Raw genomic sequence first — 21,789 nt, 5'->3', positions numbered from 1 at the left:
AAAATGATGCGATTCCGAAACAAGTTCGGAATGAAAAACTACTCAGTATCCTTATTCAAATTTAATTCGCCTTTGCCGTGAATTATTGTGGTTTTAGGCGCATCAAAATCGATTTTCTTTTTACGCAATTCAAAGTTTTGACCTAAATACACACGTCGAACCACTTCATCTGCCGCTAATTCTTCGGGTTTTCCAGCCTTTAAAATGCCGCCTTCAAACATTAAGTAGGTTTTATCGGTAATGGCTAAAGTTTCTTGAACGTTATGGTCGGTAATTAAAATTCCGATGTTTTTATTCTTTAATTGCGCTACAATACGCTGAATGTCTTCCACGGCAACAGGGTCAACACCTGCAAAAGGTTCATCAAGTAAAATAAACTTTGGGTCGGTAGCTAATGCACGTGCAATTTCTGTTCTTCTGCGTTCACCACCCGATAATAAATCACCACGATTAGTACGAATGTGTTGTAAAGCAAATTCATCAATTAATTCTTCCATTTTAGCTTCTTGTTCGGCTTTTGAAAGATTGGTTAATTGCAATACACTCAAAATGTTATCTTCAATGCTTAATTTTCTAAAAACCGAAGCTTCTTGAGCTAAATAGCCGATACCGTGTTGTGCACGTTTATACATTGGAAAATTAGTAATATCCATATTGTCTAAATAGATATTACCACCGTTGGGTTTTACTAATCCAACAATCATATAAAAAGAAGTGGTTTTTCCAGCGCCATTTGGACCTAAAAGACCAACGATTTCGCCTTGGTTTACTTCAACAGAAATACCTTTTACAACGGTTCTTTTTTTATAGGTTTTTATTAAATTATCAGCTCTTAATTTCATGATATAAATTTGAAAATTTGAAAATTTGAAAATAATTTAATTACCCTAAATTTTCATTACTTGAATCATTTAGCAAATAAAGTTAAAAATAATTAATCAAATAGAAGTGTTAACAAATAATTACATTTTCAAATTGATTAATCTTCAAATTAACTAATTATTCTCTAGTGCTTCCCAAAATTCGTAAGCTCTTCGTAAATGCGGAATCACTATGGTGCCACCCACTAAAGTTGCAATACTCATAGCTTCCATCATTTCGGCTTTGGTAATGCCATTTTTATAACTGGTTTCTAAATGGTATTTTATACAATCGTCGCAGCGCAACACTGCCGATGCAACCAGTCCTAAAAGTTCTTTCGTTTTTACATCTAAAGCACCTTCCATATACGCATTGGTGTCTAAATTAAAGATGCGTTTGATAACTTTATTATCGTCGCCTAATAATTTTTCGTTCATTTTAGAACGATACTCGTTAAATTCTTCTACTAAATTACTCATTGCTTTTAGAAACTAAATTAGTGTTGTTTTGTTCTCTCTTTACAACCAATACACTTATCCAAATGCTAAGTTCATATAAAATCATAATAGGAACCGCTACAATAACCTGACTCATTACATCGGGCGGCGTAATAATTGCCGATAAAATTAAAACGATAACCAAAGTATATTTTCTATAGGTTCGTAGAAATTGTGGGGTAACTAATCCAAATTTGGTTAAAAAATAAATTAGCACAGGAAGTTCGAATAATAAACCACTCGCTACGGTTGATGATCGCATTAAGCTTATATACGACGACAAATCGATATCGTTAAAAATTTCTTTACTTACCTGATAATTTGCCAAAAAGTTAACCGAAAGTGGAGCAATTAAATAATAACCAAATAAAACACCAACAAAAAATAAAAGCGAGGCAATTACAATAAATAACTTGGCATATTTTTTTTCGTTACTGTATAAAGCAGGACTAATAAATTTCCAAAATTCCCATAAAATAAAAGGAAAACCAATAATGAAACCAGCCGTAATGGAAGTCCACATATGCGCCGAAAATTGTCCGCCCATTTCTCTGCTTTGAATACGAATAGGAATTTCGGTTACACATAAACTATCCATTCCAAATTTTTGCGACAGTTCGCAAAAGAAGCGATACGTAACAAAATTGGGATTTTTTGGTCCAAAAATTATTTGGTCGAAAATAAAATCGCTAAAGAAAAATGCAACAGCCGCACAAATTAAAATAGCAATTGTGCTGCGAATGAGTAACCAACGCAATTCTTCTAAGTGATCTAAAAACGACATTTCGCCTAAATTCTTTGCCATTATACAATTCCTTCTTTTAAAATATCGTGTAAGTGTAAAATTCCTTTATATTGCTGGTTGTCAATAACAACTAGTTGTGTAATAGCATTGTTTTCTAAAACAGCAAGCGCCTCTGAAACTAAAACATCAGAACTAATATTTTTTGGATTTTTCGTCATAATATCTTTAGCGGTTAAATGCGTAAAGGTATCGTTAGTGTTTAACATTCTACGAATATCGCCATCTGTTATTATACCAATTACCTCATTGTTTTGGATTACGGCAGTTACGCCTAATCTTTTTTCCGAAATTTCCATAATAACCTTTTTAATAGACGCCTCCGGAGTTACTTGTGGCGTATGTGAAGTATCAAGCATATCGGAAACTCGAAGTAACAATTTTTTTCCTAATGCTCCACCAGGATGATATAATGCAAAATCTTCACTTTTAAAATTACGCAATTGCATTAAAGCTACCGCCAAGGCATCGCCTAGTACTAATTGTGCCGTAGTACTATTGGTTGGTGCTAGGTTGTTTGGGCAAGCTTCACGATCTACATGTGCGTGCATAATATAGTGCGATTCTTTTCCTAAGAACGAATTTCTATCGGAAGTCATTCCAATTAAAATGTTGTCGTATCGTTTGAGTAAAGGAACGAGTACTTTTATTTCGGGGCTATTGCCACTTTTCGATATACAAATAATGATATCGCCAGGTTGTACCATGCCTAAGTCACCATGAACGGCTTCTGAAGCATGTAAAAAAGCCGATGGAGTTCCAGTAGAATTTAAAGTAGCCACTATTTTTTGAGCAATAATAGCGCTTTTACCTATTCCAGTAACAATTAATTTTCCTTTGGCTTCAAAAATTTTAAGTACAGCTTCGGCAAATTCGTCAGTTAAATAATCAATTAGTTTTGAGATGCTTCTGCTTTCTTCTAAAATGGTATCTTGTGCTAGTTTTATTATTTGTGTTGTTGTATCCAAAATGTTGCTATAAATTTATTTTGTAATATTAAAGATTATTGTATCTTTATATTTGCAAATTTAGTTAAAAACATATTAATAGCGAATGAAACCAGTCGAAATTGATTTACATAAAGAATTAAAGAAATATTTCGGGTTTAGTCAGTTTAAAGGACTTCAAGAACAAGTAGTTAAAAGTATTATAAGTGGCAACAATACTTTTGTTATTATGCCTACTGGTGGTGGTAAATCATTATGTTACCAATTGCCAGCTTTAGTGCTAGAAGGAACTGCAATAGTTGTTTCACCCCTAATTGCGTTAATGAAAAATCAAGTTGATGCCATTAGAAGTTTAGGATCTGAAATGGGAGTAGCACATGTTTTAAACTCATCACTTACCAAAACAGAGGTAAATCAAGTAAAAAAAGATATAACCGAAGGTGTTACCAAAATGTTATATGTAGCACCAGAATCGTTAACCAAAGAAGAATATATACAATTTCTTCGCGAAGTAAAAATTTCATTTGTAGCTATAGACGAAGCACACTGTATTTCAGAATGGGGGCACGATTTTAGACCAGAATACCGTAATTTACGAGCTATAATACGCCAGTTAGGAGAAAAAATTCCTATTATTGGTTTAACAGCAACAGCAACACCTAAGGTACAAGAAGATATTTTAAAAAACTTAGATATGCCCGATGCTAACGTATTTAAGGCATCATTTAATCGTCCTAATTTATTTTACGAAATACGTCCGAAAACTAAAAATGTGGAAGCCGATATAATACGTTTTATCAAACAAAATAAAGGGAAATCGGGCGTTATTTATTGCTTAAGTCGTAAAAAAGTTGAAGAAATTGCACAGTTATTACAAGTTAACGGTATAAGTGCTGTACCGTATCATGCGGGTTTAGATGCAAAAACGCGTGCCAAACATCAAGATATGTTTTTAATGGAAGATGTAGATGTGGTTGTGGCAACTATTGCCTTTGGTATGGGTATCGATAAGCCCGATGTTCGCTATGTTATTCATCATGATATTCCAAAATCACTCGAAAGCTACTATCAAGAAACGGGTAGGGCAGGTCGCGATGGAGGCGAAGGCCATTGTTTAGCCTATTATTCGTATAAAGATATAGAAAAATTAGAAAAATTTCTATCGGGAAAACCTGTTGCCGAACAAGAAATTGGATTTGCATTATTACAAGAAGTTGTTGCCTATGCTGAAACATCAATGTCGCGCCGTAAATATTTATTACATTACTTTGGAGAAGAGTTTGACGAAGTTAATGGCGAAGGCGCCGATATGGACGATAATACGCGAAATCCTAAAAACAAAATAGAAGCCCAAGGCGAAGTAGTGTTACTACTTCAAATGATACGCGATACGAAAGAACAATTTAAAGCAAAAGAAATTATTTTTGCTTTAACCGGAAAAGTAAATGCCATAATAAAAGCGCATAAAGTTGATGCTAGTCCGCTTTTTGGAAAAGGAAACCATCACGACGATAAGTATTGGATGGCATTAATCCGTCAAGTTTTAGTAGTCAATTTAATAAAAAAAGATATTGAAACATATGGTGTTTTAAAACTCGCTACTAAAGGACACGATTTTATTAAGAAACCACATTCATTTATGATGACAGAAGATCATGAATTTAATGAATCAGATGATGATACTATTGTGGCTTCTTCAAAATCATCAGGAACTACCGACGAGGCTTTGATGAATATGTTGAAAGAATTACGTAAAAAAGTAGCTAAAAAATTAGACGTTCCTCCATTTGTTGTTTTTCAAGACCCTTCTTTAGAAGATATGTCGCTTAAATATCCTATAACGATTGATGAATTAAGTAATATTCATGGCGTTGGCGAAGGAAAAGCAAAAAAATACGGTAAAGAATTTGTAGCGTTAATAGAACGCTATGTAGCCGATAACGATATTACTCGACCAGATGATTTGGTAGTAAAATCAACAGGAAGTAATTCGGCTATGAAGTTGTATATTATACAAAGTGTCGATAAAAAATTAGGCTTAGACGATATTGCAAGTGCAAAAGGTCTTGAAATGGACGAGTTGCTAAAATCGATGGAGCAAATTGTATATTCGGGTACAAAATTAAACATTAATTACTGGATAGATGAAATTTTAGACGAAGACCAACAAGAAGAAATTTTCGATTATTTTATGGAATCGGAAACCGATAAAATTGAAGAAGCCCTAAAAGAATTCGATGGCGACTACGATACCGAAGAACTACGATTAATGCGCCTTAAATTTATAAGCGAAGTAGCAAATTAATTCGGCAATGTGTTAATTAGTCAACAATTCTTAAATTATTACAATTATTTTTTTAAAACATTTAAGTTATATAATTTCACTAATCACTAATCACTAATCACTAATCACTAATCACTAATCACTAATCACTAATCACTAATCACTAATCACTAATCACTATTATCTATGTCTGAAACTCAAAAAGTTTGGAAACCCACCGAGGAAGCTAAAAGTCAAGCAACGCAATTTCGTTTATTTGCAGTTTTATTATGGCTTGGAGCAATTGTTGCGCAAATATTTGCTATTCGTTTCTTTTTACAAGCAGTAAATTCTGGAGAATCTCCAGTTAATGCTTGGGTTATTGGTTTAATCGTTCTCGATTTAGTTCTTGTTTTTGCAGGCTCTTTTTTGTGGAAAAAGTCTAATCGATTAAATCCACCATCAGAACAAAACAAATTTTTGTTTTATATGCAAAGCCAATTAGGCGTTGTTTTAGCTTTTGTTGCTTTTTTACCTTTAATCATATTTATTTTAACCAATAAAAAAGTAGACGGAAAAAGCAAAGCAATTTTAGGAAGTATTGCTGGTGTGGCATTACTTATTGCGGGTATTGGTGGCGCCGATTTTAATCCAGCTTCAGTTGAAAAATATACCGAAGAAACCAATATGGTAGAAGCTTTAACAGGTGCAAATAGCGTTTATTATACCAAAGGTGGCGGAAAATATCATTTGTACGAAGATTGTTATACTATTAAAAATAGCGAACGACTAAATGGAACGGTAGCCGAAGCTCATGCAGGTGTTGCCAATCATTCCGATTTTGATTTGTGCGAAATTTGTAAAAAGAAAAAAATGAAAGAAGATGGAATTGATGCTGAAACCTTAAATGAAAAGGTTAAACAAATGAACGAAAAAGCTACAGCACCAGCTAACGAATCAGTGGAAACTCTTGAAACGGAAGAAACTCAAAAAGACGCGGCTTAATAAGTCGTTTTTATAAAATAAAATCAGTTTAAAAAGGGAGCTTCGAGCTCCTTTTTTATTCATAAATTACCCCTCGATGTGGTTTAAGTGCATCGCGAAAACGAATCATATCGGCTTCTTCAACAACTAAATAAGCAATTGCGTGCATTTCAGATATAAGTTCATATCCCGTAATTTGTAACGAGTAATTTTCAATTTCTAAAAATTCTTTAAGATGAATTTCATGATGCTCGGCGGTTTTTGCAGCTGCTAACCCTCTAAAATCCCAAATTAATTTAATTTTTCGCATTTATTCAAATTTCAAGTTTATGATAACAAAAAAAACATAAAGACAAATTTATACAAATTACTATTTTTGCATACTGTTTTAAACGAAAAGTTGATAACTTGAAACTTGAAACAAACAAACTTTAAACTAAAATAAATGCCTCGCGAAATACAATTTCAAGTTACACCCGATGCAGCAGCAAATGAAATCATACTTAAAGAACAAGTTGCAAAGTTAATTCAAGTTGCACCGTCTTCAATTCAAAAAGTAGTCGTTGTGAAACGATCTATCGATGCCCGTCAACGTGCTATTAAAATAAACCTAAAAGTACAAGTATATTTTCAAGACGAAGCATATACTCCACAAATTGTAGCCTTACCCAATTATCCAAATGTTAAAAATGCAACACCCGTTATTGTTGTTGGGGCTGGTCCTGCGGGATTATTTGCTGCTTTGCAACTTATTGAACTGGGCTTAAAACCGATTGTTTTAGAACGTGGTAAAGATGTAAGAGGGCGTCGTCGTGATTTAAAATCAATTAATAGAGATGGTATTGTTCATCCCGATTCCAATTATTGTTTTGGCGAAGGTGGTGCAGGTACCTATTCCGATGGGAAGTTATATACCCGATCTAAAAAACGTGGCGATGTAAATAGAATTCTTGAGTTATTGGTTGGTTTTGGAGCTACGCCTGAAATTATGGTTGATGCGCATCCGCATATTGGAACAAATAAACTGCCGCAAATTATTCAAGATATTCGTGAAATGATAATTGCTTGTGGAGGTGACGTATTATTTGAAACCAAAGTTATCGATATTTTAATTAAAAATAATGAAATTGTAGGTGCTGTAACACAACATGGAGAAACCATTGATGCTAAAAAAATGATTTTGGCAACAGGTCATTCTGCACGCGATATTTTTGAATTATTACATAAAAAAAACATTATTATTGAAGCCAAGCCTTTTGCTTTAGGTGTTCGTGCAGAACATCCGCAAAGTTTAATTGATAGTATTCAATATTCATGCGATTTTAGAGGAGATTATTTACCACCAGCTCCCTATTCAATTGTGAAACAGGTAAACGGTAGAGGAATGTATTCGTTTTGTATGTGTCCTGGTGGCGTTATTGCACCTTGTGCAACAGCACCTGGTGAAGTGGTAACTAATGGTTGGTCGCCATCAAAACGTGATCAAGCTACTGCTAATTCAGGTATAGTGGTCGAGTTAAAGTTAGAAGATTTTAAACCGTATGCAAAATTTGGCCCATTGGCGGGAATGTATTTTCAAAAAGATATTGAACAGCGAGCATGGCATTTAGCTGGGTATTCTCAAAAAGTTCCTGCACAACGTATGGTTGATTTTTCGCAAAAGAAAATATCGAGTTCAATTCCTAAAACTTCGTATGTTCCTGGCACTTCTTCTGTTGAATTGGGAGAGGTTTTCCCAGATTTTTTAACTCAAATTATGCGTCAAGGGTTTCAAGAATTTGGTAAAAGTATGAAAGGGTATTTTACAAATGAAGCCATATTGCATGCACCAGAAAGTAGAACATCATCGCCAGTGCGCATACCTCGTAATCCTGAAACTTTAGAACATATTCAAATAAAAGGTTTGTACCCGTGTGGAGAAGGTGCTGGCTATGCAGGTGGAATTATATCTGCTGCAATTGATGGCGAAAAATGTGCCATTAAAATTGCAGAATCGCTAAATTATAACCAATAGCCAATTTAAAAACGATTAAATTTTATTATTTTTGACACAATTCAGAAATAATGAAAGAAGAAAAAGTAATACTTGTCGATATTAATGACGAACCGTTAGGTTTAATGGAAAAATTAGCAGCTCACGAACAAGGTTTGTTGCATCGGGCATTTTCGGTTTTTATTTTTAATGATGCTAATGAATTAATGTTACAACAACGTGCGGCTGGTAAATACCATTCCCCTTTATTATGGACTAACACGTGTTGTAGTCATCAACGTGCTGGCGAAACCAATATTCAAGCAGGCAAACGCAGGTTACAGGAAGAAATGGGCTTTGAAACCGATTTAACAGAATTATTTCATTTTATTTATAAAGCTCCTTTTGATAACGGTTTAACCGAACATGAGCTTGACCACGTAATGATAGGAAAATACAATAGTAGCCCTAAAATTAATACAGATGAAGTTGAAAATTGGAAATGGATATCAATTGATGCTTTAAAGGAAGATATGACTGCCAATCCAGAGCAATATACGGTTTGGTTTAAAATTATTTTTGAAGAATTCAATCATTATATCGAAAAACACAAATTTTAATATGCAAGTTACCGTTTCTCGAAAAGCACATTTTAATGCGGCACATCGTTTGTATCGTAAAGATTGGTCTATGGAGCAAAATGATAAGGTTTTTGGTAAGTGTAACAATCCAAATTTTCACGGACACAATTATGAATTAATTGTAAGTGTTACTGGAGAAATCGACCCAGAGACAGGGTTTGTAATAGATTTAAAAATATTATCCGATTTAATTAAAGAACATATTGAAGAAGCTTTTGATCATAAAAATTTAAACCTTGATGTTCCAGATTTTCAAGATGTAAACCCTACTGCCGAAAATATTTGTGTTGTAATTTGGCAAAAACTCAGACCTTTTATTTCTACAGAAAACGACTTGGAAGTTACCTTGTATGAAACTCCTAGGAATTTTGTAAGTTATAAAGGAAATTAATCATAGCATTAAGTCAAGCAAATTTCAGAATACTTATAATAAAATAAAACATGGAATTTTACCCATTGCAATTTACACCCATTTTAAAAGATAGAATTTGGGGTGGAACAAAACTAAAATCGCTTCTTAATAAAGAAATTCCTTCGGAAACAACAGGCGAAAGTTGGGAATTATCTACAGTTCCAAACGAAGTTAGTGTAATTAATAATGGCGAATTTAAAGGGAAAAACCTAAACGAAATTATCAATTTATATCCAATTGAAATTTTAGGTGAGAGTGTAATTTCTCGTTTTGGAAAAGAATTTCCGCTGTTGTTCAAATTTATTGATGCTAAAACTGATTTGTCGATTCAAGTTCATCCTAACGATGAATTAGCCAAAAAGCGTCATAATTCGTTTGGTAAAACCGAAATGTGGTATGTAATGCAAGCCGATGAAAATGCACGATTAGTGGTGGGTTTTAAACAAAACGCTACCAAAAATGAATATGTGGAAAAGCTAAACAGCAAACAATTAGCCGAGTTGTTAAACGAAATTCCTGTTGCGCAAGGCGATATTTTTTTCCTAGAAACAGGAACAGTACATGCCATTGGTGGTGGAGTAGTAGTTGCCGAAATTCAGCAAACCAGCGATATAACGTATCGTTTGTACGATTGGGATAGAGTAGATGCTAATGGAATTGGTCGTGAATTGCATACCGAATTGGCTTTAGACGCCATTAACTACAACACTACTGAAACCAAAATTGCTTATAATAAACAGGAAAATAAAAGTAACATTGCGGTGCATTGCAACTATTTTAAAACTAATGTTATTCCATTAAATGGTAAAATGAATTGGATTGCACATAACAACTCATTTACTGTTTTTATGTGTACCGAAGGTAGTTTTTCAATTGAAATAGATACTATTTTGTATCAATACAAAATGGGCGATACGGTTTTATTACCAGCAATTATTCAAAATGCTACTATTTTAGGAAAGGCAACTATATTAGAAGTTTGGGTTTAAGTTTAGTTATTTGCGTAAAATTTTTTCCATTTTTTTGCCTTTTGCTAATTCATCTACTAATTTATCGAGATAGCGAATTTGCTGTATAATTTTGTCTTCAATTTCTTCCACTCGATAACCACAAATTACACCCGTTATTTTCGACGCATTTTCATTTATTTGCGGGGCGTTGTTAAAAAAGGCTTCAAAAGTTGTTTTATTCGCAATTATATGTTGTAAATCATTCTCGTTATATCCTGTTAACCAAAACATTACAGTATGCAATTCGTCAATAGTTCTGCCTTTTTTTTCCACTTTTGCAATGTAGTGCGGATACACACTAGCAAAAGCCATTTTATACATACGTTCAGCGTTTTTCATATCCAAATATAAAAAACAACAAACACTTAACAATAAACAATCAATTAAATAATTATCTTTGCAGTAAATTTTAAATATAAAAAAATGGCAAGCGTTAAAAACTTGAAAAAAGAAATCAATTACGTTTTAGGCGATTTAGTTGATATTGTATATGTGTGGGAAATAGGAAATGGCGGCAAACCAACAGAAACTACCGATGAAATTATTGACGGAATTTACGAAAACTTCGATGGTTTTATGACACGTATTAATGACAAATCGGTTGAAAATAAGAAAACACATTTTAAGCAAATTCGTAACGATTTTGAAGGTTTTGTAAATCAGACAGTTGAAAAAATAAACCAATTAAATTAAAAAATTGTAGCAAAAAAATGCGATTTTTTTTTGCAAATGTCATTTTCCGAATTATATTTGCACCGCATTTGAGTTGCCGATGTAGCTCAGCTGGCTAGAGCAGCTGATTTGTAATCAGCAGGTCGTGGGTTCGAGTCCCTCCATCGGCTCAAAAAGCGTCTTACGAAAGTAAGACGTTTTTTTGTTTAAGAATACTTCTGTAGTATTTCGTATCAAATAATTATTGAATTGTAATTTTTCTAAATAAAAAAGAGGCTAATGCCTCTTTCTTTTTTATTGATTCTTTTTTATGTCTTTAATGTGTTCATTAAGCATTTTGCCATATTTAGAGCTTGCTACTTTAGGCGGCATTTTGTTTGCTATAGAATCTAAAAAAGCAACATTAATATCTGGAATTTCTGTTAATGCTAAATAAGGCGCAATTTCGTAATTGGCGTTAGTAATAGCAAAATTGGTTACAAATAGGTATTTTTTTCGGAGTAATTTTTTGTACGCATTATCAATACTATCTTGTTTTGCGGCATTGTAGTTTAGTTCATTTTCTAAACGTTTTTGAATAATATCTAAATTTGCATTTGTAAAATTTGAATTACTTTTTTTAAACGCTTCCCATAAATCCTGATTTTTAGAGCCTTTAATTTCTGCAGCGCTAAAAAATTCTTTTAGTTTTGTATTTAAGGTAATTTCGCCAGGTTCTACAAAAATGGGCAAATTGTTGTCTATAGATTGGGTTTGTCCTCTATCTAGCGATAGGTAAATAACTTCTGGACTTTCTATATTAAAATAACAATCAAAATTAGAATTTCCTTTAAATAAAACACTATCAATAGTTACAAATGCAGTGTCTTGTAGTTTTTGAAGGTATAATTTTCCTTGACTTAAACCAGCTATGTTACCCCTAAGATGTACATTTCCAGTTTTGGTTTCTTTGTTTTGGCAAGCAAAAAAGCTTAATGTTAAAATACTAAAGAGTACTATTTTTCTCATATAATTAATTGTCTAAAATTTATTTTGGAGCAATGGTTTCCATTAAAAATGCGCATAAAATAGCACCGTATGTTCCAGCTATATAACCAAAAATAGCAAGCAAAACGCCCACACTGGCTAATGAAGGATGAAATGCCGACGCTACAACAGGAGCCGAAGCAGCACCACCTACATTTGCTTGGCTTCCTACTGCTATAAAGAAATACGGAGCACGAATAAGTTTTGCTACACTGAATATGATGATAAAATGAACTGCCATCCAGATAATACCAACTAAAATTAATCCGGGATTTTCGGTAACCGATGATAAATCCATTTTCATACCAATAGAAGCCACTAAAATATAAATAAAAACACTACCTATTTTACTTGCACCTGCACCCTCGTAAGTTTTTAGTTTCGTAAACGATAAACCTATGCCAATAAATGTAGCTAAAGTAATCATCCAAAAAAACGTTCCGCCAAAGGTTGAAGCAAAACTTTTTGGATCGCGTACAGCTTCAAAATTAGAGTTAAAAAATTCGGATAGTATTTGAGAACCCCAATGTGCTAATCCAACTGAACCAAATGCAATTGCGGCAATAATCATATAATCGGTTAACGATGGAATTCGTTTTACACTTTCTTGGTAATCGCTTACTTTATCTTGAAGTTCTTGTACCGAAGAATTGTCTGCTTTTAACCATTTGTTTATGGTTTCTCTCTTGCCAATTCCATATAATAAAGCTGCCATTCCAATATTTGCCACTACAATATCAACCAGTACCATAGCACCATATTTGTGCGGATTGTACTTAAAAATTTCGAGCATAGCAGCTTGGTTTGCGCCACCGCCAATCCAACTTCCGGCAAGTGTTGAAAGTCCGCGCCAAACAGCGTCGAAACCTTGTCCGCCAACAGTTTCTGGTGAGAAAATAGAAACAATTAAAACAGCTAATGGACCGCCTAAAATAATGCCAATTGTTCCTGCAAAGAATACAATAAGTGCTTTAGGGCCTAAGTTTAGTAAAGCTTTTAAATCGATGCTTAATGTCATCAACACTAATGCAGCTGGTAATAAATAACGACTCGCTACGTAATATATAGAAGACGATTTTTTTACAACTTCTTTTGATTGATTTAGCTCTTCCCACTCTGGTGAAATTATATGTAATGAGCTTAAAATAGAAGGCAATAAATAACACATTAACAAAGCAGGAACTACGCCATAAAACTTTTTCCAGAAACCTTCTTCTTTTGATGAGGTATAGAAAACAAAGCCTATTAAAAGCATTAATAGACCAAAAACAATAGTGTCATCGGTAAAAAAAGGTGGTTTGTGCATATTTTTATTTTTAGCAAATAAAAGAAAAAATCCTCAAAATAATAAATTACTTTGAGGATTTTTAAATTGCTATAATTTGGTATTAACCTTTTAACCAAGCTTCGCGAAGTGCTTTTTTACTATCGTCGGTTGCTTTATAACCTTCTTTAGTTTCTTTTGGTAATACCACAGTTCCTTTAAGTTCTTGGTTTTTACCATCTCTATTAATTGTAACAGTAATAGCATCGCCGTCTTTCCAGCTCATACTTCCCATTACTAAATCGTAAATGTTATCCATGTTATATTTTGTTCCATTTACTTCTAGTAATTTATCATTAGCCTTAATACCAAGAGCTGTCATAAACGCATTTGGTTCTACAGTAGGTAAATATTTAATTTCTTTTGTTGTAGGATCAACAGTTATATAAGGCATTTGTCCTTTTAAAAATGGGTTTCCGCTAACTTCTATAGTTGCTTTAGTTACTCCCATTTTTGCAAAATACTCGTCGTAATTAATAGGTGTTTCTCCTGCAACATATGTTTGTAAAAATGCTCCAACTTCTGGATACGTTAATTCAGTAATTTTTCCAAATAATTCGTTGTCTTTAAAAGCTTTGGTTGCTCCGTATTCTTTAGAAAGTTTGCTCATTAAGTCTAGTATTCCTCTTTCGCCATTACTTTCTTCGCGAATAATAATATCGATACACATAGCAATTAAAGCGCCTTTTTGATACACATTAATATATTGATCTTTATAAGGTTGTTCAAATACATTTTTACTCATTTTGGTAAAACTCATATTGTCGTCCATTGCTTTAGCTTGGTTAATTTTATCAACCATTCTTTTAAAAAAGCCATCTTCATCTATTAAGCCTTGGTTTACCTGAAACAAGTTAGCAAAATATTCGGTTACGCCTTCGTACATCCATAAGTGTTCCGACATTTGCGGATTGTTAAAATCGAAATATTGAATTTCGTTTGAATGTACTGTTAAAGGTGTTACAATATGAAAAAATTCGTGTGAAACTACATCTTTCATTTGCTCGTTTAACATTTCTAATCCCATCATTTCAGGAAAAACAACAGTTGTTGAAGTAGGGTGTTCTAATGCTCCAAAACCTTTAGCATCGTTGGCTTTTATATCTGATAAATACAATAATATAGCATATTTTTTTGTGGTATTCATTTTGCCTAAAAAAGCTTTTTGGGCTTTCATCATGGTTTCTAACTTAGGCGCTAAATCTTTAGCAGAAAAATTACCACTTGGCGAATACACACCTAAAATAATTTCCATATCGTCCACCATAAAACTTTCAGAATTTGGTTTAGAATACATTAAAGGATTTTCAACTAAAGTAGCATATTTTGAGCTATAAAATACATCAACAGTATCGCTATTATCTTTATCAATCATAGCAGAAACACCTTCAATTGTGTTAGGGTGTTTTATGGTTAATTTGTAAGGCGTTTCGGTTTTGTCGCTAAAATAGCCTACAAAAGCGTGCGTGTTTACATAAAAATTTTCGCCAGCTTTAATATTGGTTCCTGCAGGAGAAAAAATATCATCGCTATTTCCAGTAAAAGCACCACCTTTTTCGGTGTCGAAGGTGTCGTTTACCCAGTAGGTAATTTTGCTTAATTTTTTTGCATCGTTAATTTTGTAGCTGTTTACATCTAGCTTTGCTACTGCTAATTTATTTCCTTTAGCATCATAAGCAATTACATTTTCTATGTATCTACCATAATCGTCTTCCGAATAAGTGCCAGGAACTGTTTTTGGAATCATAAATGTAGCGGTTTCCGAATTAAATTTAGGTGGTACAATAGTAACCTGAACTTTGTCGTCTTTTACATTTACTAAATCAATAACTACATCAACTTCGTTTTGAGATGTAGAGCTTGCTGTATTTGTGGTTTTACAACTCCATATAAAACTAGCAAAAGCAAGCGATAAAATTATTTTTTTCATTTTAATTACTTTTTGTTATAGGTATATACTATTTGATTTTTGTTACAAAAAAATCCCGAAAAAATCGGGATTAATATTAATCGAATTTATTTTTGAAATAGTATTTTGTGTCTAAATCATCGTCTTCAATGTCGTTAAATCGTTGTGGTTTTGGTTTTGGTTTGCTTGCAGAAACTTTCTTTTTCCACACTTCAAAGGTGTCTTTAGGAAGTTTTTTTCGCATTAATTCGGTAACTTCATTTTCAGAAATACCAAATTCTTCTTTAATTACAGCAAAAGGTTTCTTTTCCTCTTGCGCCATACTGACAATTCTTTCAATTGTTTCGTTGTCTAATTCTGAAATTTTTTTCTTTTTCATAATTCATGAAAAAATTAAACTTATTTTTTAAAGGATTAAGAGTTCAATATTACAAAAAAAATAGAAAACGAAAATAAGTTGTTTGGTTTTTTTATAGTATTTGTGTTAATAATGTTTTAGATTGTTATAAAAATAAAAAAATTCCTACTTATTAAAGTAGGAATTTTAAAATAAAGCTATACTATTTTAGCTATCTAGTTCTTGTTTGTTATTGGTTTGTAATAAGTTTTTATAGATTAAACCACCTACAATTGCACCTAAAATTGGTGCTACCCAAAATAACCAAAGTTGCGATAGCGCATCGCCACCAACAAAAACAGCTTGCGATAATGAACGAGCAGGATTTACAGATGTATTAGTAATAGGAATTGAAATTAAATGAATTAACGTTAAGCCTAAACCTATAGCTATTCCAGCAAATTTTCCGTTTGCCCATTTGTCTGTTGCTCCCATAATTATAATTAGGAAAAACATTGTTAATAAAAACTCGGTTAAGAAAGCTTGACCTAAATTATAACTTTTTCCAAAATAAACGGCGTGGTCATAAAAATTGGTAGCAAAAGCACCTGCACCATCGCCACCTGTACCACCATTAATATAAAACAAGGCTGCTGCTGCGGCAATTGCACCAATACATTGTGCTGCAATATAAGGAACAGTATCTTTAGCAGTATGTCGCCCGCCAGATAGTAAGCCTAAAGTTACAGCAGGGTTAAAGTGTCCGCCAGAAATATGACCAACAGCATACGCCATTGTTAAAACTGTTAAACCAAAAGCAAGCGCTACTCCTACTAATAGTATGCCCACTTGACCACTATCGGCAGCGGGTGCAATTTGCGAAGCAAAAATAGCGCTACCACAACCGCCAAATACAAGCCAAAATGTTCCGAAAAATTCGGCAAATAATTTTTTCATAATTGATTAGTTTTAAAATTATATTTTAAAGGTACTAATAAAATTTTTAGAAAATAGAAGTAAAACAATCAATTTTAAAGTTAAATAGCTGGTAATCTTATGATTTTGATTTGAAGTTCATAATAAAAATGGCAAATAAAATTAATATAATTCCAATCCATTGTAAGAAAATAACATTTTCGTTTAGAATAAAATAAGCCATTAAAACCGAAACGGGTAATTCTAAAGAAGAAACAATACTTCCTAAACCAATACCTGTACTTGGAAAACCAGCATTCATTAATATGGGTGGAATTATGGTACCAAATAGCGCAAGGAGAATGCCCCATTTGTAAAAAATTTCAAGATTAAAAGGTGTAGTTTGAGTTAGTAAAGCAAATAATAAAACAATTATTGCGCCACCAAAAAGCATATAAAGACTTCTATATAAATTAGACACGCCTACAGCAATTTTATTAGCAGTAAACATAGTTGTTGTAAACGAAGCTGCCGCTAACAAGCCAAAAACGATACCTCGCCAATCGATACTAACAGCGCTGTTTGTAATGTTTGTGGCTAGTAAAGTGCCTAAAAGTACAATGCAAACCGCTAGAATTTTTCTTTTAGAAGGAACTTGCTTGTCTAAAATCCATTCGAGTAAAACGCCCATCCAAACAGTTTGCATAAGCATTACAATAGCTATAGAAACATTAATATATTTTACACATAAATAATAAAAAACACTGGTTAAGCCTAATGATGTTCCTGCTAAAATTAGTTGAAATCTATTTTTTTTCGTAGGCATAACTATAGGTTTTTTTGGCACTATGTTCTGAAAAAAAATAAGCAAAGCAATACCTAAAATACCATATATAAACTGTGCCGAGGTTACTTCGGCAGTAGTAAAACCTTCTTTGTAGGCGAGTTTTACAAACGTTGCTAGCATACCGTAACTTGTAGCGCCAAGACCTACTAAAATTACTCCTTTTAAAACAGTATTAGTATTCATTTTTTTAAAAATTAAAATGTGGGCAAAGGTACAATTCAAAAAATAAAAATAAGATTAGTTTTATGGTTTAATTTTTGTGGCACTCTAAAAAAATCTTTTTGTTATGAAATACTTACTTTTTGTATATCTGCTATTTTCTTTTTGCGAGAGCAATAAAATAAAGAATAGTGCTACTTTAAATTCTAGTTTTAATAAAGATTATTCTCGTTACCATGAAGAAGCATTGGCTTATTGTAAGGAAAATAATATGAACGATTCGTATTATTTTTTGTTAGATTATAGTATTCATTCGGGTAAAAATCGCTTTTTTATTTATGATTTTGAAAAGCAAAAAATTATAAACCAAAAATTAGTAACACATGGAAGTTGCGATGTATTTGAAGAAAATACTGATAAATGGGAAAAGGCAAAGTTTTCTAACCAAGTAGATAGTCATTGTGCTATGAAAGGCAAGTATAAAATAGGTAATCGCGATTACAGCTCTTGGGGAATTCATGTGAAATATTGGCTACACGGACTTGAACCAACAAATAGTACAGCCGTAAAAAGAGTAGTGGTTTTGCATTCGTGGAACGCCGTTAGCACCAAAGAAATTTATCCAAAATATTCGCCACTAAGTTGGGGTTGCCCAGCGGTTTCTAATGAATTTATGCAAGCGTTAGACGAAAAATTAAAACAAACAAATAAACCTGTATTACTTTGGATAATAGCGTAATTATTTTAAATCGTCTAAATGAATGCGCAGTGCTGTAACCGAAATGCTAATTTCCCAAAACGATAAACCCAAAGAAATTAATAAACAAAGTAGCGAAATGCCAAACAGCCAAATGCCTAAAACGTGAAGATTTAAAAACAAAACGAGCATTGCAAAAACTGAAAAAAACAAACATAATACACCAAAAAGTTGCATTAAACGAATTAGTGTTAAACGTAAATTTAAGTTTTTTATTTGGAGTAATATTTTTCGGCTTTCATTTTCATCGTAACTCTTTTTTAAGTTTCTAATAATTTGTGCAATAGTTAAAAAACGATTAGTGTAGGCTAGTAAAATTAACGAAGTTGCCGAAAAAAGTAACGCTGGTGTTTCTAATGATAAAGTCATTTTTTTAGGAAATAATTATAAATACAAAGTTACAAGTGTTTTAATTAAAATTGTAACATTTTAGAATTTTCTATACTTATTTAATAAATCAATTAAAAATGCAAAAAATATATTTTATTTTTTTTCTCTTTTTATCCTTTAATGTTTTTTCTCAAAATGAAAAACAAACAGATACTTTACAAGCCAAAGAGCTTAATGAATTAATTATAGTAAAAAAGAAAAAAGCTGTTGAGCAAAAGGCAGATCGCACCATTTTTGATTTTTCTCAACAAGCACATTTAAATTCAGGATCTGTTATGGAAGGTTTAAAAAAACTTCCAGGTTTAATTGTTTCAGATGTTGCGGGTATGATGTACCAAGGAAAGCAACTTGAAGTGTTTATGGATAGCAGACCGTTAAATATTTATTCGAATGAATTAACGTCTTATTTAGAAAGTTTGCCCGCAAATTCTATTGAAAAAGTTGAAATAATAACGCAACCAGGCGCAGAGTTTCCAGCAACATCTGGTGGCGCTATTATTAACATAATTACGGCTAAAAACGCTAAGAATTATTTATCGGCAACATATTCAAATGGATATAGTTTTACCAAATATGATGATGCTCGTCATCGGTTTAATAATAGTTTACTAGTTAGTGCAAAAAATAGTCTTTTTGGTTTGGCAAATACAAGTTGGTCAAAGTTATAATGAAGGTATCAGCGAAGTAATTTTTTTTATCCAACAAAATAATTTTCGCAAAATTTATCCGACAGAACAAATCGGTTTTATTTTGTAAAACCGGTTTAAAATTTGATTTAGGTAAAGACAGATTGTTAGTAAATTACGATTTTAATACCAGTAATAATAGATCAACTATTGATGCTAATGGTTTTGGTTTTGTTTCATCTGATCTAAGTAAAAATAAAAGAAAACGAAACGATATTGCTTTAAATTATCAGAAGCGTTTTGATGATTATGACAAAAAACTTGATTTCAGATTTAATTATAATAATAATCAAAATAATTTCGATTTAAATTCTTTGATTAACGCAAGTACTGGTCTTCAAAATAATTACAATCAAAATTTTTATCAATTTAAAACCGATTATTCGCAAGAATTAAAAGTATTAGATGAAACAAAATTTAGTATAGGTGTTTTAGCCGATAAATTAGATTTTGTTACCGAAAGTTTTGATGTGAAGAATTTAGATTATTGGCGAACAACTTACGCAGCATATACTGAATTTCAATCGACTTATAAAGACTTCGATTTTATTTTAGGCGGAAGATTAGAATCGTATAAAATTGAAGGAGAAACAAATACGAGTTTGTTAACACCATTTAATTTAACCCAGTTTTTTCCTAATGCAACGATACAATACAATATAATGCCGCAAGTGTTTTTTAATGCTAATTATAATAAAAAAATAAATTTGCCTAACACTTCTGCTTTAAATCCAAATAATACCAATTATCAAAACCCAAATGTTTCCTTTTTTGGTAACCCAAATTTAGATCCAACTATTTTTGATAATTATGAAATTAGAGTTAGTGCTTTTGAATATTTTTACATAGGATATTCAATTAGCGATGCAAGCAATCAAGTTGTAAATAGAATTATTGAAACACCAAACGGAGCTGCAAGTGTTTCTGTAAATACACCAAAATTAAAAATTCACAATTTTAATTTTGGTTTGCCATTGCCTTATATGTTGTTTTCAAAAGGCTTGAAAGAAACCTTAAAGTTTGATTTTAATCCAGATGAAATTAACTTCTTGTATATTTATGTAGGACATCAAAAACATTTTCTTGATAATATTGATTATAAAGGTTTTTGGAATTTTAATTTAATGTCTCAAATTCAGTTGCCTAGTAAAATCAAATTTACATTAAACTATAATACTTCAACAACTGGGGGAAATTATCAATATTATGCCATTCAAGAACCTTTTAGTCAACAATTAGACGCTACATTTGCAAAAAAATTCTTGTCAGATAATTTGTCAGTTTCATTATATATTAACGATATTTTAAATACAAATAAACAAGGTTTTGGTGCCATTGGAACCGATTTGTTTTACACGAGTAAATACGACACTAGACGAATTGGCTTTTCTTTGAATTATAAAATTCCAACTAAAAACAAATTAGCAAAAGAAGAACGTAAATTTTTAAACGAAGAAAAACAAGAAGACACTAAATTGATAGGGAATTAATACAACCTAGTTTTACTGTTTTATTGAAATTGGTTTATCAAAAATATTCACGCCGCCTTTTACGCCAAAATCTAATGTAGTAACAGGATACGCAATTGAAATATTTTCTTGTTCAAATCGTTTTTTAATATGCACAATGGCATCACTCATCGCTTTTTGATAGTCGTTATTATCTGTAAATTTTATCCAAAAACGAAGCTGAAAATTATAAGTTGAATTGCCAATATCGGTAAAATAAAAATCGACATCATCTGTTGTAAGCAATTGAGGAATTTTTGTAACTTCATCTAACGCAACTTTTTTCACTTGTTCTAAATCGTCGCCATAAGAAACGCCACTTTTAAGTACAATTCTACGTTTTCCGTAAGTAGAATAATTTGTAAATGTGTTGTTATAAACCAATTGGTTAGGAATATATACTTCTTGGCCAGGAACGGTTTTTATATTGGTTGTAATCCAGCCTATTTTAGTAATAACACCATAAATATCTTCAATTTGAACCCAATCGCCAATTTTGTACGGATGTTGCGTATTAACCAACAAACCCGCAAAAGCATTTGATGCAATATCTTTAAAAGCAAATCCGGCAATAATGCCAATTATTCCAGCACCAGCTAAAATATGTGTTAGTACTTTTTCTAATCCCATTACCTGTAGGGCAATAAAAACACCCGAAAGCAAAAAGAAGAAAAATATTAATGATGCAATTATATTAGGAACAGCTGTACTACTTTTAAAAACTTTGGTGTAAAAGCGTAAACTTATATTTTTTGCAATTTTTCCTATAAAATAAAATAGTATAATTACAAGAATAGCCATTAGTAATTTTGGTAAAAAATCTTCGGTAGAGTGTTGCCAATTTTCTATAATAGTTTCAATTTTTGTCAT

24 protein-coding genes and 1 tRNA gene are annotated in these 21,789 nt (G+C 32.1%); 11 read left to right on the top strand and 14 right to left on the bottom strand.

Features of this window, described 5'->3' with window-relative positions; all coding sequences use genetic code 11:
- Positions 1-38: 38 nt before the first annotated feature.
- From lptB to R2808_RS08415, 4 genes are all read right to left on the bottom strand, one after another.
- Complete coding sequence (lptB, locus tag R2808_RS08430) at positions 39-842, bottom strand: LPS export ABC transporter ATP-binding protein (protein ID WP_371270525.1); 804 nt, start codon at positions 840-842, stop codon at positions 39-41.
- A 153-nt stretch (positions 843-995) separates the two neighbouring features.
- Positions 996-1,340 carry a carboxymuconolactone decarboxylase family protein gene (locus R2808_RS08425; RefSeq protein WP_371270524.1) on the bottom strand — a complete coding sequence of 115 codons (345 nt, stop codon included), beginning with the start codon at positions 1,338-1,340 and terminating at the stop codon, positions 996-998.
- Positions 1,333-2,163: a twin-arginine translocase subunit TatC gene (gene tatC / locus R2808_RS08420; protein ID WP_371270523.1), complete on the bottom strand. Its 831-nt coding sequence runs from the start codon at positions 2,161-2,163 to the stop codon at positions 1,333-1,335. Before tatC ends, R2808_RS08425 begins: the two co-directional genes overlap by 8 nt.
- Positions 2,163-3,128, bottom strand: coding sequence for an SIS domain-containing protein (locus R2808_RS08415; RefSeq protein ID WP_371270522.1), 966 nt, complete (start codon positions 3,126-3,128; stop codon positions 2,163-2,165). Before R2808_RS08415 ends, tatC begins: the two co-directional genes overlap by 1 nt.
- Positions 3,129-3,213: 85 nt before the next feature.
- On the opposite strand from R2808_RS08415, the gene recQ reads away from it, so the two are divergent.
- On the top strand, positions 3,214-5,412 hold the full coding sequence (gene recQ, locus R2808_RS08410; RefSeq protein ID WP_371270521.1) for a DNA helicase RecQ: 2,199 nt from the start codon (positions 3,214-3,216) through the stop codon (positions 5,410-5,412).
- A gap of 165 nt (positions 5,413-5,577) precedes the next feature.
- Entirely contained in the window at positions 5,578-6,375 is a 798-nt protein-coding gene (locus R2808_RS08405) for a hypothetical protein (protein WP_371270520.1), read from the top strand.
- A 55-nt stretch (positions 6,376-6,430) separates the two neighbouring features.
- Here R2808_RS08405 and R2808_RS08400 read toward each other — a convergent pair whose 3' ends face one another.
- Entirely contained in the window at positions 6,431-6,664 is a 234-nt protein-coding gene (locus R2808_RS08400; RefSeq protein ID WP_371270519.1) for a hypothetical protein, read from the bottom strand.
- A gap of 135 nt (positions 6,665-6,799) precedes the next feature.
- On the opposite strand from R2808_RS08400, the gene R2808_RS08395 reads away from it, so the two are divergent.
- From R2808_RS08395 to R2808_RS08380, 4 genes are read left to right on the top strand one after another with little or no spacing between them, the layout of a single operon-like run.
- Positions 6,800-8,368 (top strand): NAD(P)/FAD-dependent oxidoreductase, encoded by a 1,569-nt coding sequence (locus tag R2808_RS08395; protein WP_371270518.1) that lies wholly within the window; start codon positions 6,800-6,802, stop codon positions 8,366-8,368.
- Between the two features lie 50 nt (positions 8,369-8,418).
- Complete coding sequence (gene idi, locus R2808_RS08390) at positions 8,419-8,946, top strand: isopentenyl-diphosphate Delta-isomerase (protein WP_371270517.1); 528 nt, start codon at positions 8,419-8,421, stop codon at positions 8,944-8,946.
- Position 8,947: 1 nt separating this feature from the next.
- Positions 8,948-9,358, top strand: coding sequence for a 6-pyruvoyl tetrahydropterin synthase family protein (locus R2808_RS08385; RefSeq protein WP_371270515.1), 411 nt, complete (start codon positions 8,948-8,950; stop codon positions 9,356-9,358).
- A gap of 50 nt (positions 9,359-9,408) precedes the next feature.
- Complete coding sequence (locus tag R2808_RS08380; RefSeq protein ID WP_371270514.1) at positions 9,409-10,368, top strand: type I phosphomannose isomerase catalytic subunit; 960 nt, start codon at positions 9,409-9,411, stop codon at positions 10,366-10,368.
- A 6-nt stretch (positions 10,369-10,374) separates the two neighbouring features.
- Here the strand turns inward: R2808_RS08380 and R2808_RS08375 are convergent, their stop codons facing one another.
- Complete coding sequence (locus R2808_RS08375; RefSeq protein ID WP_371270513.1) at positions 10,375-10,728, bottom strand: DUF2200 domain-containing protein; 354 nt, start codon at positions 10,726-10,728, stop codon at positions 10,375-10,377.
- A gap of 84 nt (positions 10,729-10,812) precedes the next feature.
- Between R2808_RS08375 and R2808_RS08370 the strand changes: the two genes are divergently transcribed.
- Complete coding sequence (locus R2808_RS08370; RefSeq protein WP_371270512.1) at positions 10,813-11,082, top strand: hypothetical protein; 270 nt, start codon at positions 10,813-10,815, stop codon at positions 11,080-11,082.
- A gap of 75 nt (positions 11,083-11,157) precedes the next feature.
- A tRNA-Thr gene (locus tag R2808_RS08365) sits at positions 11,158-11,231 on the top strand.
- Between the two features lie 124 nt (positions 11,232-11,355).
- On the opposite strand, the gene R2808_RS08360 is transcribed toward R2808_RS08365, so the two are convergent.
- The 6 genes from R2808_RS08360 to R2808_RS08335 form a co-directional block, all read right to left on the bottom strand.
- Positions 11,356-12,069 (bottom strand): DUF4369 domain-containing protein, encoded by a 714-nt coding sequence (locus R2808_RS08360; RefSeq protein WP_371270511.1) that lies wholly within the window; start codon positions 12,067-12,069, stop codon positions 11,356-11,358.
- 19 nt (positions 12,070-12,088) lie between these two features.
- Positions 12,089-13,393: a DUF819 domain-containing protein gene (locus tag R2808_RS08355; protein ID WP_371270510.1), complete on the bottom strand. Its 1,305-nt coding sequence runs from the start codon at positions 13,391-13,393 to the stop codon at positions 12,089-12,091.
- Positions 13,394-13,475: 82 nt separating this feature from the next.
- The gene (locus tag R2808_RS08350; protein WP_371270509.1) at positions 13,476-15,341 is read right to left on the bottom strand and encodes a peptidase M61; all 1,866 of its coding nucleotides are present in this window, start codon (positions 15,339-15,341) and stop codon (positions 13,476-13,478) included.
- A 76-nt stretch (positions 15,342-15,417) separates the two neighbouring features.
- Positions 15,418-15,699, bottom strand: a complete 282-nt coding sequence (locus R2808_RS08345; protein WP_371270508.1) for a TIGR03643 family protein — start codon at positions 15,697-15,699, stop codon at positions 15,418-15,420.
- Between the two features lie 186 nt (positions 15,700-15,885).
- Positions 15,886-16,614 carry an aquaporin Z gene (gene aqpZ, locus R2808_RS08340; protein WP_371270506.1) on the bottom strand — a complete coding sequence of 243 codons (729 nt, stop codon included), beginning with the start codon at positions 16,612-16,614 and terminating at the stop codon, positions 15,886-15,888.
- 97 nt (positions 16,615-16,711) lie between these two features.
- Positions 16,712-17,602, bottom strand: coding sequence for a DMT family transporter (locus R2808_RS08335; protein WP_371270505.1), 891 nt, complete (start codon positions 17,600-17,602; stop codon positions 16,712-16,714).
- Positions 17,603-17,705: 103 nt separating this feature from the next.
- Here R2808_RS08335 and R2808_RS08330 point away from each other — a divergent pair, with 103 nt between their 5' ends.
- Positions 17,706-18,317 (top strand): murein L,D-transpeptidase catalytic domain-containing protein, encoded by a 612-nt coding sequence (locus tag R2808_RS08330; protein WP_371270504.1) that lies wholly within the window; start codon positions 17,706-17,708, stop codon positions 18,315-18,317.
- Here R2808_RS08330 and R2808_RS08325 read toward each other — a convergent pair whose 3' ends face one another.
- Entirely contained in the window at positions 18,318-18,704 is a 387-nt protein-coding gene (locus R2808_RS08325; protein WP_371270503.1) for a DUF2721 domain-containing protein, read from the bottom strand.
- A 98-nt stretch (positions 18,705-18,802) separates the two neighbouring features.
- On the opposite strand from R2808_RS08325, the gene R2808_RS08320 reads away from it, so the two are divergent.
- Positions 18,803-19,393: a hypothetical protein gene (locus R2808_RS08320; RefSeq protein ID WP_371270502.1), complete on the top strand. Its 591-nt coding sequence runs from the start codon at positions 18,803-18,805 to the stop codon at positions 19,391-19,393.
- A 122-nt stretch (positions 19,394-19,515) separates the two neighbouring features.
- Complete coding sequence (locus R2808_RS08315) at positions 19,516-20,901, top strand: outer membrane beta-barrel family protein (RefSeq protein WP_371270501.1); 1,386 nt, start codon at positions 19,516-19,518, stop codon at positions 20,899-20,901.
- A gap of 12 nt (positions 20,902-20,913) precedes the next feature.
- Here the strand turns inward: R2808_RS08315 and R2808_RS08310 are convergent, their stop codons facing one another.
- Entirely contained in the window at positions 20,914-21,789 is an 876-nt protein-coding gene (locus R2808_RS08310; RefSeq protein WP_371270500.1) for a mechanosensitive ion channel family protein, read from the bottom strand.

Source organism: Flavobacterium sp., assembly GCF_041392005.1.
Taxonomy (GTDB): domain Bacteria; phylum Bacteroidota; class Bacteroidia; order Flavobacteriales; family Flavobacteriaceae; genus Flavobacterium.
The sequence above is the reverse complement of the archived record's forward strand: the minus strand, read 5'-3'. Positions and strand labels throughout refer to the sequence as shown.